Origin of the sequence: Vibrio genomosp. F10 str. ZF-129 (assembly GCF_000287055.2) — a bacterium.
Classification (GTDB): domain Bacteria; phylum Pseudomonadota; class Gammaproteobacteria; order Enterobacterales; family Vibrionaceae; genus Vibrio.
The window spans coordinates 24,535-38,189 of sequence record NZ_AJYQ02000080.1; the positions used below are offsets into that span (position 1 = coordinate 24,535).

12 protein-coding genes are annotated in these 13,655 nt (G+C 42.9%); 7 read left to right on the forward strand and 5 right to left on the reverse strand.

Features of this window, described 5'->3' with window-relative positions; genetic code table 11:
- Window positions 1–94: 94 nt before the first annotated feature.
- Both A1QO_RS08210 and queF read right to left on the reverse strand, forming a co-directional pair.
- Window positions 95–2,359, reverse strand: a complete 2,265-nt coding sequence (locus A1QO_RS08210) for a tetratricopeptide repeat protein (protein ID WP_017040938.1) — start codon at window positions 2,357–2,359, stop codon at window positions 95–97.
- Between the two features lie 12 nt (window positions 2,360–2,371).
- Complete coding sequence (queF, locus tag A1QO_RS08215) at window positions 2,372–3,217, reverse strand: NADPH-dependent 7-cyano-7-deazaguanine reductase QueF (protein WP_017039933.1); 846 nt, start codon at window positions 3,215–3,217, stop codon at window positions 2,372–2,374.
- 111 nt (window positions 3,218–3,328) lie between these two features.
- On the opposite strand from queF, the gene syd reads away from it, so the two are divergent.
- Both syd and A1QO_RS08225 read left to right on the forward strand, forming a co-directional pair.
- Window positions 3,329–3,874, forward strand: a complete 546-nt coding sequence (gene syd / locus A1QO_RS08220; RefSeq protein WP_017034656.1) for a SecY-interacting protein — start codon at window positions 3,329–3,331, stop codon at window positions 3,872–3,874.
- Between the two features lie 19 nt (window positions 3,875–3,893).
- The gene (locus A1QO_RS08225) at window positions 3,894–4,673 is read left to right on the forward strand and encodes a Zn-ribbon-containing protein (RefSeq protein ID WP_017040939.1); all 780 of its coding nucleotides are present in this window, start codon (window positions 3,894–3,896) and stop codon (window positions 4,671–4,673) included.
- A 270-nt stretch (window positions 4,674–4,943) separates the two neighbouring features.
- Here the strand turns inward: A1QO_RS08225 and A1QO_RS08230 are convergent, their stop codons facing one another.
- The 3 genes from A1QO_RS08230 to metN form a co-directional block, all read right to left on the reverse strand.
- Window positions 4,944–5,753, reverse strand: a complete 810-nt coding sequence (locus A1QO_RS08230; RefSeq protein ID WP_017034654.1) for a MetQ/NlpA family lipoprotein — start codon at window positions 5,751–5,753, stop codon at window positions 4,944–4,946.
- A 101-nt stretch (window positions 5,754–5,854) separates the two neighbouring features.
- On the reverse strand, window positions 5,855–6,547 hold the full coding sequence (locus A1QO_RS08235; RefSeq protein ID WP_017038936.1) for a methionine ABC transporter permease: 693 nt from the start codon (window positions 6,545–6,547) through the stop codon (window positions 5,855–5,857).
- Window positions 6,537–7,571 carry a methionine ABC transporter ATP-binding protein MetN gene (gene metN / locus A1QO_RS08240; protein WP_017038937.1) on the reverse strand — a complete coding sequence of 345 codons (1,035 nt, stop codon included), beginning with the start codon at window positions 7,569–7,571 and terminating at the stop codon, window positions 6,537–6,539. Before metN ends, A1QO_RS08235 begins: the two co-directional genes overlap by 11 nt.
- Window positions 7,572–7,785: 214 nt before the next feature.
- Between metN and gmhB the strand changes: the two genes are divergently transcribed.
- The 5 genes from gmhB (at window position 7,786) to treC (ending at window position 13,412) form a co-directional block, all read left to right on the forward strand.
- On the forward strand, window positions 7,786–8,337 hold the full coding sequence (gene gmhB / locus A1QO_RS08245) for a D-glycero-beta-D-manno-heptose 1,7-bisphosphate 7-phosphatase (protein WP_017034651.1): 552 nt from the start codon (window positions 7,786–7,788) through the stop codon (window positions 8,335–8,337).
- 101 nt (window positions 8,338–8,438) lie between these two features.
- A complete protein-coding gene (locus tag A1QO_RS08250) occupies window positions 8,439–8,792 on the forward strand; it encodes an MliC family protein (RefSeq protein WP_017039934.1) in 354 nt (117 codons plus the stop codon).
- 161 nt (window positions 8,793–8,953) lie between these two features.
- Complete coding sequence (gene treR / locus A1QO_RS08255) at window positions 8,954–9,901, forward strand: trehalose operon repressor TreR (RefSeq protein ID WP_017038939.1); 948 nt, start codon at window positions 8,954–8,956, stop codon at window positions 9,899–9,901.
- A gap of 183 nt (window positions 9,902–10,084) precedes the next feature.
- Window positions 10,085–11,509, forward strand: a complete 1,425-nt coding sequence (gene treB, locus A1QO_RS08260; RefSeq protein WP_017038940.1) for a PTS trehalose transporter subunit IIBC — start codon at window positions 10,085–10,087, stop codon at window positions 11,507–11,509.
- 217 nt (window positions 11,510–11,726) lie between these two features.
- The gene (treC, locus tag A1QO_RS08265) at window positions 11,727–13,412 is read left to right on the forward strand and encodes an alpha,alpha-phosphotrehalase (RefSeq protein ID WP_017040940.1); all 1,686 of its coding nucleotides are present in this window, start codon (window positions 11,727–11,729) and stop codon (window positions 13,410–13,412) included.
- Window positions 13,413–13,655 lie beyond the last annotated feature (243 nt).

Below are 13,655 nucleotides of genomic sequence, written 5' to 3' on the forward strand. Positions count from 1 at the left end.
GTAAAAAGATCAAAAATGATCTTATTAACTAATTAATCGATAATAACAAAATAAATAAGGACGTCACTGAATCTAATGCTTGAACGCCCAGGTTTTATCCATCTTTTAATAGTTTTTTGATGCTGTCCTCATTCTTATAAGAAGAATGGACTTTTATTAGCCCTTGGTTGATTGAATGTTTGCATGCTTTTCTTATGTTTCCAGTTGCAAGGCTAGCGGCTGGGGCATTTTCTATGGCTTTTAAATAGACCCATTGGCTTGAGTGTTCTTTCATGCTCAATGTTCGAGCGACACTGGTCGACATCAATAAAATATCAATCAGTTCTTTGTCGCTGATTGCTGTGTATGCTCGGGGTAAAAATGGGTAGTCAGCAATTCCGATTCTGACCACTCTCATCAGCGGGAGATCGGATTTGAATTCTTGAATCCAGCCTTGTATTTTATGAAATAGCTGTTCGGGATCGCTATTGTCGTCATTTTGGGGTTCGATATATAAAAGGTTGGCGTCTGAAAAATGGTAAATCCGAGCGGGCTCAGAAATCTTACTTTTGAGGAATTCCCCAAATGATTCTTCCAGTTTTAACCCATCCTCATAGCCGTGCTGTAAGTACATATTTCTTAAGAAAGGAATATCAATCAATATGAACTTTAATCGGTCGTGCAGCGGTTCATGGATGAGCTCTCCCGCAGGCCATTGTTCAAACTGATGCCGATTTTTTACGGATGTGGGTAACTTCGCACTTAACATGCGTAAATTCGGCAAGGTGGAGCGTGAGTGCGTGCAAAGCGCATCATTGAGATTAGCGTTATCTAAATTTAGCCTTTGGATTATGTAACCTCTGCGGAGCAATACAATGAAGATCAAAACGCCAATACTGAAAAGAGCCCACGAAATACGACGCAACTGAAGGTATTTCTCGTGAGTTTCTTGCAGTTCTTCTTTTTGGCCTGTTAAGTGTAAGGTTTGTTCAACAAATTCTTTTTGCTGACGAAAGGCTTCTTCATTAATCAGATTTAAAGACTGTTGCTGAATCCGACTGAGGTCATTAAACTTTTCTAAATTATCTAACGCACCCTCAAGTTTTCCTTTTTTCTCTAAGCCGAGGTAAAGAAGTTTATGGGCGTGCATTTGAATAGTAATGTCTTTTAGCGATATACCAAGCTCAAGAGCTTCATTGGCATAAGCATAAACTAAGTCAGGTTCTTGTTTGTGATGAGCAAGCCCCGCATTGAGCAGCAGCGCTTCCGCTTTTAAATGAGGAAACTGCGCATATTCCAGTAACTTTTCAGCTCGATTCAAATACTGTTCAGTTAATGAAAAGTTATAAAGTTGAAGGTAAGTAGCCGCCAACGATAAGCGTATATCGATGACATCTTCAATGTTATTTATTTTCCTCTCGTGATCGATAACGTTGAAATAGTGAACTAACGCTAAATTGTATTTTGACTGTTGATAGTAAATATCGCCCATCTGCTTTAAAACTTCCGCCAGTACAACGGAGCTTTGGTAGTTGTCATAAAAGTCGGCGGCTTGAGATAAATGCTTTAAGGCCGTATCAAATACTTTTCGTTCATAAAAAAGCTGCGCGAGTAACCGATTGACCGCCGCAAGTTGGCCACTTGAATTGTCTTCAATCGCTTGCCAATAGCTAATGAGCAATTGGGATAAGGCACGATTGTAGAGCTTATTATTCAAATAGTGATGGCCGACCGCAATGTGATAATCGATGTAGGTGGCTTTGGATTTGAGTGAATCGATATACGGTTTTACTTTATTAAAATACTGGTTCGCTAAATCGACATTACCATCGTACGATGCAATTTCAGCTTTGAGCATAAAAATACGGTAATAAATCACGCGAGCAAACTGATCCGCTTGTTTAATTGTGCTGTATTTAAGCTGAATCTCTTCAATTGACTGGATTGCTTGTTCAGAATTGCGCGTTTGCAGCCAAAGAAAGCGAGTGTGGAGTGTTTTAACGCTTAGGTTTTGGTAATGAAGTCGATGCTGGTTGGTCAGCTGTTCCGCTTCTTCTAAGCGCTTATTCGCAACGGATGTATTGCCCAGATTATATTCCGCTTGAGCGAGAATTGTCAGGGCATTAACTGTACTGGTTGGGGTACGGATCGTGTTGTCACTTTCATCTCGATTCATCGCCGATGGATTGTCATTTTGATCCGTAATGAGCTTGCGTTGATTCAAATAATTTGAAGTAAGTACTTTAGACTGCGCTGGCACAATACCCAGTAAACTATTCGCCTCATTAAGTGTTGGAGAAGAATAAATCGTGGCGTGGGTAAGTGTAGAAAACAAGCAAAGAGTGATACAAAATAATTGCATCCAGCGCATTGGTAGCATTCGGGTTATTCCTTATTGGCGAGCCATGCGCTGATTATGAGCGGGCTTCGAGCTTTCTGATGAACGGTACGGGTTGATGTCTAAGCCACCACGACGAGTATAACGAGCGTATACCGTTAAACGCGTAGGCTGACAATATTTCATGATGTCAGTAAATATACGTTCAACACACTGCTCGTGGAACTCGTTATGTTCACGAAAAGAGACAATATAGCGTAACAGAGCTTCGCGGTTTATTTTTTGACCTTGATATTGAATTTCTACACTGCCCCAGTCGGGTTGGTTGGTAATTAAGCAGTTAGACTTCAATAAGTGGCTGTGTAGTGTTTCTTCAATGATCTCATCACTGGTTGCGCCATCAAGTAATGTGGCATCAAAGTCGTAACTTTCAATCTTAATATCTTGTGCATCGATACATTCACCCGACATAGTGACGATAGGTTGCTGTGTATAATTGGTAACAGGGTAGATGTTTAAAGCAACGGTTTCCCCAGCACAAGCAGATAAGTCGTCTTGAAGTTGTTTCGACACTTGGTCCCAACTTTCAAAAGTGGTTTGGTTGTAACTATTTAGATAGAGCTTAAAGGACTTGGATTCAATCAGGTTTGTGCTGGTGGCTGGAATCGCCACTTCCCCGATAGCCACTTGAGGTAATCCATTCTCATTTAGCCAAGATAGCTCATACATGGTCCAGATATCGCAGCCTTGGAACGGAAGGCTAGCACCTAGATGCAAATCATCTCTATTTAAACTGCGAGGTACGGGCTGCAGCAAGCTGGCATCATAGTGATTGGTGTATTGCGTTTTTTGGCCAAGGGTAAGACCCGCGAGCTCTTTTGCATTGGAATATTTGCTCATACTTTGTCTTAAATTAGATTAGAATGGCGAGAATTTTACGCAATCCCCAGTGAACTGTCATTAATGATATGACCTAAAGCTGGCTTCCTGACCCATATTTTGGAGACCTCAATGACTTCTGATGCTTCTCAGGCACTTTTTTCTTTTAGCCAAAGGTATTTAGACGCATATCAATTAGCTCATCATTCACTTCCCAATAACGAAGAGCTTGCTCAGCTGGTTTCTCCTTGCGTTGAAAAGAAGTGGCAAGACAGTGTGCTATGGAAAGCTTATCCACGCGAGAAAAGTGCTGACTTTACCAATGTGGAAAATGGCATTGAGTTGATCATTCATGATGATATTAAAGCCTTTTATGGTAGTCAGTACAGTGCTGACATGAACGCAAAGTGGAAAGGTAACGAACTGGCATTACTGCAGGTTTGGAATGATGAGGACTTTGTTTTGCTGCAAGAAAACATCTTGGGGCATTTGGTCACGCAAAGGCGTTTAAAGCTCAAACCCACGGTGTTTATTGCCGCGACTGACGCAGAGCTTGATGTGATTTCGATATGCAATTTGTCGGGAAATGTCATTTTGGAAAGGTTGGGCACCGATAAGCGCGATGTCCTAGCGCAAAATATTGTTGAGTTTCTGACTCACTTAGATCCTGCGGTATAATCGGGTTTGGGAATAAATAATGTATGTAGTTGAATTGCAATTTGAGTGCTTTGATAACACGACGGTGAGCGCCGTTGATAAAGCGATCAATGGTCTGATGGATGCGCTGAGATACAACGGACAAGTGCTGGGGCGTGAGTTTCCGATCGTAATGGGAGAGGGCGAGTTTCTGGTTCGTGTTGTGTGTCCTGAACAAGACAGTTTGCACCCTAAATATCATTCTGATTTTGTTAAAGTGTGTTTTAACCGCTTAACGGAAGCCAGCCTACTTGCGCCCAAAATGCGTTTACTTGGAAGAGATCTTAACTCGGAAGAAGCCGCTGAAGAAGAAACGCCGAGCTGGCAAATCCTTTACACCACCTTTGTTCATACATGCTCACCATTAAGAAGTGGTGAAAGCTTGTTGCCTATCCCGTTGTATCGAAACCCTGCGACGTTCAATGGCGATCATAAAGCCTTGGTTAAGTGGCAAACAGAATGGCAAGCGTGTGATGAAATTCAAATGGCAGGAGCTTGCCGAGCCGAGCACGCGACGCAGTTTGAAATCTGCAGCGCTGATAGTGTGTTGTTTCGCCGAGGCTGGGATTTAAGAGGCCGTATTGAATTTTTGACTAAGGTTCCGACTTATTATTATCAGTACCGAGTGGGTGGCAAAAGCCTAGCGGATGAAAAACAGCGTAAGTGTCCGAAGTGTGGTGGGGATTGGTTACAGGATGAAGCATTGCACGATATCTTCCACTTTAAGTGCGATGACTGTCGTATTGTGTCCAATATTTCCTGGGATCAAATTAAAGTCTAGCCGCTGATGACTTCATTTCTGTACTTTCAATCCTGAACACTTGGTGCGGAACACGGGATAAAGGTGCTTATAGATAAGCAATGTTTAGTTAAGTAATGTGTAGTTAACTAATATTTTCAGACAAGCATAAAAAAGCCGATATATACTCTATTTTAATTGAAAGTGAGCTCATTGAGCATGATTTCATTGAGTAAGATATCGGCTTTTTAAATGGTTTGGCGTTAACGTTCGGTTATTTTAATCACGGAACGTCAATGATCTTTGGGCTGATTACCAGCCTTTAACTACGCCGCCTTGGAAGATTTCAGACGCTGCGCTGTATACTTCTTCTGTTTGGTATGCTTTTACGAAGTTCTGAACGTTCTCTGCATTCAGGTTGTCTTCACGAGCAACAACAAGGTTTACGTATGGAGATTCTTTGTCTTCAACGAAAATACCATCGTTTTGTGGAGTTAAGTTGATCGAGCTTGCGTACGTTGTGTTGATGATAGAAAGCGCTACATCATCCAGTGAACGAGGAAGTTGTGCTGCATCTAGTTCAACAATAGTGATGTTTTTAGGGTTAGTGACGATATCGCGAACCGTTGCTAGCAGGCCAGCACCTTCACGAAGTGTAATAAGACCTTGTTGCTCAAGAAGAAGCAGTGAACGACCTAGGTTCGTTGGATCGTTTGGAACCGCAATACGTGCACCATCTTCGATTTGTTCAACAGAATCCACTTCTTTTGAGTAACCTGCAATTGGGTAAACAAAGGTGTTACCAGCAATCACAATTTTGTAGCCTCGGTCAGCAACTTGCTGATCTAGATATGGTTTGTGTTGGAACGCGTTAACGTCGATAGAACCATCGTCAAGTGCCGCGTTTGGCGTCACGTAATCGGTGAACGTCACTAGCTCAACATCAAGGCCGTATTGCTCTTTTGCGATTTTAGCCGCTACTTCTGCTACTTGAGCTTCTGCGCCAGCCATTACACCCACTTTGATTTTGCTGCTGTCTTCTGCTTTATCACCACAACCTGAAAGAACAAGCGCAGACGCTATTGCTGCAATGGAAAGTAGACCTTTAACGTTAAATTTCATGATTATTTCCTTATCAAAAAATGAATAGCTTCTAATTAACTACTGCTTCTAATTAATTAATTGTGTAATCCGCTTCTAAAAACAAAAAGCGTGTTGATTTTTTATCTGTGATCGACTCGGCGAACAATGGTGTCGCCAATAGATTGAATGATTTGTACTAGCACGATGAGCATCACAACGGTCACCGCCATAATCACCACATCGTAGCGGTGGAAACCATATCGAATAGCAACATCACCTAAGCCTCCGCCACCCACTGTCCCTGCCATAGCGGAATAGCTCACGAGTGTGACGAGCGTAATCGTGACAGAGTTAATGATGGTCGGTAATGCTTCTGGTAATAGTACTTTGGTAATAATTTGAGTCGGTGTCGCGCCCATTGATTGAGCCGCTTCGACAAGCCCCGTTGGTACTTCTAGAAGTGCGCTTTCAATAAGACGAGCAACAAAAGGAATCGCGCCAATAGTCAGTGGCACAATCGCAGCCGTGGTGCCGATAAAGGTGCCCACTAGCAGCTTTGTTACCGGGATGATGGCAACCATAAGAACCAAGAACGGAACAGAACGCCCCATATTAACGATGGCACCGAGTACGGCATTAAATTGAGTGTTTTCTAACAAACCGCCTTTTTTGGTGGTATGTAAAATAACACCGAGCGGAATACCAATAGCAAAACCGACAATCCCTGCCACACCGACCATGTAAAGAGTTTCCCATGTCGCACCTAGCAACAAGTTTCCGTTTAGGTTTAGCCAGTCACCTACGGTACTTAAAGAAAGTGTATTAAAGGACATAACCAAGTACCTCTACTTTTACTTTGTTCTCACTTAAAAACGCAATAGCCGCATTATCATCTTCTTCGCTACCAAACAGTTCGGCAACCATCATGCCGAATTTAACACCGCCCGCGTAATCGAGATCGGAACTTAAAATGCTCACATCAATATTGAATTGTCTCGTTATCTGCGACATCAGCGGTGCATCAACGGTCTCACCAGTGAACTCTAAACGCACCAGTGGGTAGCTGCCTTCTACACGCGTTTTTTGTAGGCGAACTTGATAATCTTCAGGGATCGTAAGATCGAGTGTCGAGCGAATAAATTCGTGCGCCAACTCTGTTTTAGGATGAGCAAAGATTTCGCCAACTGTCCCTTTCTCAACCAGTTCACCGTCACCAATGATCGCCACCTGATGACAAATGCTTTTCACTACATCCATTTCATGGGTGATGAGTAAGATCGTGATATTCAGCTTGCGGTTGATTTCACGAAGTAACTCTAAAATCGATTGTGTTGTCGCAGGGTCCAGTGCACTTGTTGCTTCATCGCAGAGAAGCACTTTCGGGTCAGACGCCAGTGCTCTGGCGATAGCAACCCGCTGCTTTTGTCCGCCACTTAAGTTGGCCGGGTAGGTGTCTCGTTTGTCTGCCAAGCCAACCAGTTTCAGCAACTCTGAAATCTTACTCTCAATATGCTGTTTGCTTTGCCCTGCAAGTTCGAGCGGTAAAGCGATGTTGTCAAATACCGTACGAGATGAGAGCAAGTTGAAGTGTTGGAAAATCATGCCGATGTTACGGCGAGCTTCACACAGCTGTGATTTGCTTAATAAAGTAAGGTCAACACCATCAACAATGATTGAACCGGTAGTGGGTGCTTCCAGCATATTGACGCAGCGGATTAGGGTACTTTTCCCCGCACCTGACGATCCAATAACACCAAAGATGGTGCCTTGCTCAATATGAAGGTCGATATCTTTCAGGGCAACGATCTCTTTAGTGCCTTGATAAAAAACCTTATTTACTTGATTTATCTCAATCATTTTTTTTCCTGTGCAGGGACAACAGAATAATATTTTGAACTGTATCTCATTTAGTAGAGGATGCTATGGTTTTCCCTGAATCAAGTCAATAGATATTTTTACGTCTAGACGTCTAAACGTTCGTTTGTGCTAGTCCCAAAAGTAATTAGATAGTGATGAAAGAAATAAAGCGTGCGATAATTCCACAATATATTGACTAAATTGAGTATAAGTTTTGGCTAAACCCGCAGTGTTTTTGGATCGAGATGGCGTGATCAATGTGGATCATGGTTACGTAAATGACGAGCACGATTTTGAGTTTATTGACGGTGTTTTTGACGCGACGAAGCAGCTTCAGCAAATGGGGTATATGCTTGTACTTGTAACGAATCAATCCGGTATTGCGCGTGGCATGTTTGATGAGGAGCGTTTTCTTTCCCTAACTCAGTGGATGGATTGGAACTTTGTCGATCATGGCGTTGAATTTGATGGTTTTTATTACTGCCCACATCATGCTGAGTATGGCATTGGTGAATATAAACAAGATTGTGAGTGCCGCAAGCCTAAGCCTGGAATGTTTATCTCTGCACGTAACGATCTGGATATTGATATGGCAAATTCAGTCATGGTTGGCGATAAAGCCGAAGACATGATGGCCGCGGAAGCGGCGGGGATAGAAACGAAGATTCTGGTGCGCACGGGTAAGCCCGTTACACAACAAGGCGAAACGTTAGCGACGACCGTACTTAACAGCATTAAAGATGTCCCCGCTTACTTAGCTAATTAGTACTTACTTATTTAGCTATTTAGGTTAGGCATTTGGTTATTTAGCTGTGTAATACGGTGTTGATTGCCTAATGAGTACTTTTATTGAATTTAGGGGGGACTATGTACAAACCGTGTATTTTGGTGTTTTTTATTGGATTGGGCCTAATTGGCTGCACTCAAACGCAGTTAAATGAGAGTCAGATTGGTGGGCATCCTTATCAATCTTACATTCAATACCGTTGTGAATCGGGTGAAAGCTTTGATGTTGCCTATATACCAGACAGTGAGTTCGCAGTGCTGCGAGCGGCCGATGTACAATACGATTTGGTGAGATCCCGATCTGGTTCGGGGGCTATGTATATCCTCAAAGACGCGATGGCTGGGGCAGAAAACCCCATTACACTTCGCACAAAAGGTAAAGAAGCCCTTTTAGAGCTTGACCACCATGTTTACAAAAACTGTAAAACACAATAGGTTAGTCTACAACCAGTGAGTACAGCAGCAATGAATCCAGAACAGTCTGTATGCGTAAGCTTCATTGAGTTTCGCTTTTTGAACAGGCAGTTTACCCAGTGACATGCGAGATCCAGTGGCCATGTCGAACTTTTTCCTTTCGATGATACTTTCCAATAACTATGAGAAAAAAACTCACAATTCACGATATCGCTAAACTATCCGGAGTGGGGAAGTCTACGGTTTCACGTGTATTGACCAATGATCCCAAAGTGAAACCTGCAACTCGAGCCAAAGTTGAGCAAGTGATCCAAGAGTCGGGTTATGTGCCGTCAAAGTCCGCGCAATCAATGCGTGGTGGAAGTCAAAAAGTGGTGGGAGTGATCATTTCTCGTCTGGATTCGCCATCGGAAAATAGAGCCGTAGGGAGCATGCTCAAAAGCTTGTATGACGAAGGGTATGATGTGGTGATCATGGAAAGCCAGTTCGACAGGCATAAAACCAATGAACACCTCGAGGTACTGCAAAAGCGGAATGTCGATGGTGTGATTGTGTTTGGGTTTACCGATTTAGATCTTGGGAATCTAGAGGCATGGCAAGGGAAATCCGTTGTTATTGCCATGGATACCACGGTGACTTCATCGATTAATTATGACAATAAAGGCGTGATTACTTGTGCGTTACGATACTTGTCAGAGCGTAAAATCCGTAATATTGCGTTTATTGGTGTCGATCCTAGTGACAAAACCACGGGAAAGCTGCGTTTAGAGTCCTATATTGAATGGTGCCAAATCCACGACATCATCCCATCATATCAAACTGGGCAATTGCATCATGAAAGTGCCTATCAGTTGGTTGATAAAGTACTGACAAATCAAACCGAAGCGATAGTTTGTGCTAGTGATACCCTTGCTCTCGGTGTGATAAAGAAGTTGCAAGAATTAGGGCGCGATGATGTTATGGTGACGGGTGTTGGTGGTAATGACCTGCTTTCTTTTCTCTTCCCTAAAGTTCATAGTATTGATCCTGGTTACACTTCAGCGGGTAACCAAGCAGCTAAGCTTTTGATATCCCATATAAATGGGAATACTGAGAAGTGCCATATCACTCAGGAACCGATCATTTCTTAACTCATTAATTTCTTATTGAATTAAAATTATACTGTGATCTCATTCAATTAATGGGACTGTTCCCATTTTATTTTCAAAGGATGCCTGTCACTATCTTATCAAACGCAGGTGGGACTGTTCCCATTTGTTGCGTAGGAAAACAAAACAGGCTCAGAGTGAGACTCCAACAGGGTGGATAAGGATATGGGTAAGATAGCAAAACAAGACGTAGAACGTCTGATTGAACGGGTCGGTGGTAGTGACAACATTGCGAGTGTGAGTCATTGCTTAACTCGACTTCGTTTTGTGCTAAAGGATACCAGTAAAGCAGATGAAAAAGCGTTAGAGGCGTTGAGCCTAGTGAAAGGCTGCTTCACCAACGCGGGGCAATTTCAAGTGGTTATTGGGACTGAAGTTGATGAGGTGTATGCCGTCCTTATTGAACTGTCTGGGCAATCTGAAGCATCAAAAGATGAATCTAAACTGGCGGCTCGACAAAATATGAATGCGCTAGAGCGTGGCATATCTCACCTCGCGGAAATATTTGTTCCATTGCTTCCTGCGATCATTACTGGTGGTTTGATTCTGGGTTTTCGTAATGTGATTGGCGATATCAAGATGTTTGATGGCCAGTCTCTCACTGAAATCAGCCAGTTCTGGGCCACGGTGCATTCATTTCTTTGGTTGATTGGTGAGGCTATTTTCTTCTTCTTACCGGTTGGCGTGTGCTGGGCGACGGTGAAAAAATTAGGTGGCACCCCCATTCTTGGTATAACCCTTGGTGTCACCTTAGTTTCACCACAGCTAATGAATGCGTATTTGATCGGTAAGGAAGTGCCACAGGTTTGGGATTTCGGTTTGTTTGTGATCGAAAAAGTGGGCTATCAAGCACAGGTTATACCGGCCATTCTCGCTGGGGTTGTCTTAGCGTTTATTGAGACTAACTTGAAGCGCATCGTTCCTGCTTATTTATATTTAGTGGTCGTGCCGTTTGTTTCTATTATCGTCTCTGTTGTTCTAGCCCATGCACTGATTGGTCCTTTTGGACGCGTGATTGGCGATGGCGTCGCGGTTGCTGCTAAATTTGCAATGACAGGTGATTTTGCCGTCATAGGTTCAGTCGTGTTTGGTTTTCTTTATGCGCCACTGGTTATCACGGGTATTCACCACACAACGAATGCAGTTGATCTACAGCTCATGCAAGAGCTTGGTGGAACGCCAATTTGGCCATTGATTGCACTGTCTAATATTGCTCAAGCTTCAGCGGTCGTTGGCATCATTATTATCAGCAAAAAGCATGGTGAGAGGGATATCTCTGTCCCTGCGGCTATTTCTGCTTATCTTGGTGTTACAGAACCCGCAATGTATGGCGTGAACCTAAAATACAAATTCCCAATGCTGAGTGCCATGGTAGGCAGTGCGATTGCTGCGGCAATTTGTGGTAGCGCAGGCGTGATGGCTAATGGTATTGGTGTTGGTGGTTTACCTGGCATCTTATCTATTCAACCGCAGTACTGGGGTATTTATTTTGTGGCTATGCTGGTGGCGATCTTTGTTCCCGCAGTATTGACTTTGTTCTTCTACAAACGCGCACAACAAAAAGGGGAACTGGAGTTGGCGAGTGCTTAGCTCTTGTAATCAGTCTTTAGTTGGAAACAGTACATAGATGGAATTAGTACATAGGTAGAAATAATACACAGGTAGAAATAGTTCCTAGCATTCGTACCTGGAAATAATGTTTGGCTTTGTACTGGTGAAAAGTGCGGAGTCATTCATAGCAAGTCAATTTGGAGTGATGTTTATCACTCCTTTTTTAATCTTTTTCGTTGGTAAGTGAGTGTCTTAAATGGCGATGAATAACGCAGATAAAAACTGGTGGAAAACAGCCACCATTTATCAAATTTACCCAAAAAGCTTTTGTGATAGTGGTCGTAAAGGCACTGGTGATATTCAAGGTATTATCAATAAGTTAGATTACCTTCATCTGCTTGGTGTCGATGCCATTTGGCTAACCCCTATTTATGAATCTCCCATGGTCGATAACGGCTATGACATTGCCGATTACTACAAAATAAATTCCGATTTTGGCTCTATGGCGGATTTTGATGAATTGCTTAAACAAGCGCATCAGCGTGGCATTCGAGTGATTATGGATATCGTCGTGAATCATACTTCAACGGCTCATCATTGGTTTCAATCGGCACTAGGGGATAAACAAAGCCCGTATCGAGATTACTACATTTGGAAAGATCCCGTTGAGGGGAAAGAACCCAATAATTGGCAGTCAAAATTTGGCGGCAATGCATGGGCTCTAGACGATAAGACCGGTCAGTACTATTTGCATTTGTTTGCAAAAGAACAGGCGGATCTGAATTGGGAAAACCCTAAGGTGCGTGAGGAAGTCAAACAAGTGATCGGCTTTTGGGCTGAGAAGGGCGTTGATGGTTTCCGACTCGATGTGATTAATTTAATCTCGAAACAGCAAAGCTTTCCAAACGATGATTCTGGTGACGGTCGGTGTTTTTATACCGATGGCCCACGTGTACACGAATATCTGCAAGACATCAGCCAGTCAGTCTTTCAAAAATATGGCAGTGTGACTGTTGGTGAAATGTCTTCCACGACCTTAGAACACTGCTTGAAGTACTCGTCAAAAGAGGGAAACGAGCTCTCGATGGTATTCAACTTTCATCATCTGAAGGCGGATTACTTGAATGGCGAGAAATGGACAAACACGCCCTTTGATTTCCTGCAATTAAAGCGCATTTTTAATCATTGGCAGGTCGGTTTAAATGGCAAAGGTTGGGGGGCGTTATTTTGGTGTAACCACGATCAACCCCGTGTGGTTAGCCGATTAGGAAACGACACAGAGTATCGAGTGGAATCGGCCAAAATGCTGGCGGCTTCCATTCATATGATGCAAGGAACCCCTTATGTCTACCAAGGCGAAGAGATTGGTATGACCAATCCGCATTATGGCAATATTGAGCAGTATAAGGACGTAGAAAGTATCAATATGTACGAGATTATGGTCAACCAAGAGAACGTCAGCCATGAGGATATGATGGCTATTCTGGCAAAAAAATCTCGAGATAATTCTAGAACACCGATGCAATGGAATGATTCTAAATACGCAGGTTTTTCCAAAGCTGAACCTTGGCTAAGCGTTGCAAATAACTATGTTGATATTAATGCAAAGGCCGCTGTGGATGATCCTGACTCGGTGTTTTATTTCTACCAAAGGCTGATTCAGTTACGTAAAGAAGTGGATGTTATTACCGATGGTAATTATGTCGATTTACTTCCTGACCACAAGGCGCTGTTCGTATTTCAACGTCAATCAGAGACTCAGACTTTACTTTGCTTAAATAATTTCTATGCGAATGAAGAAGAGTGTGTGTTGCCGAATGAATTAGAAGTAAGCAACGCTCGAGTATTACTTAGTAACTACCCCCAAACGAAAGGTGGGAACTTAAGTCGCCATCAGGCATTAAAACCTTATGAAACACGGATTCTTTTGATCGACCACTAACCACCCTAACGCTCTGCTCATTGATTTGAATTAATATTGTCGGTCTCTCCAATGGAGAGGCCTTTTTTCGGGTTTTCTATCTTTGTCGGGCTTTTCATAGAGTGCATTGGCGCGAATGCCCATTTTGGATGACGACTGGTATAAATTCAGGTACAAAAAAAGCCAGCTCAATGAGCTGGCTTTCGATTCTTATTACAGAATATGGTGGAGGGAGACGGATTCGAACCATCGAAGGCAGTGCCG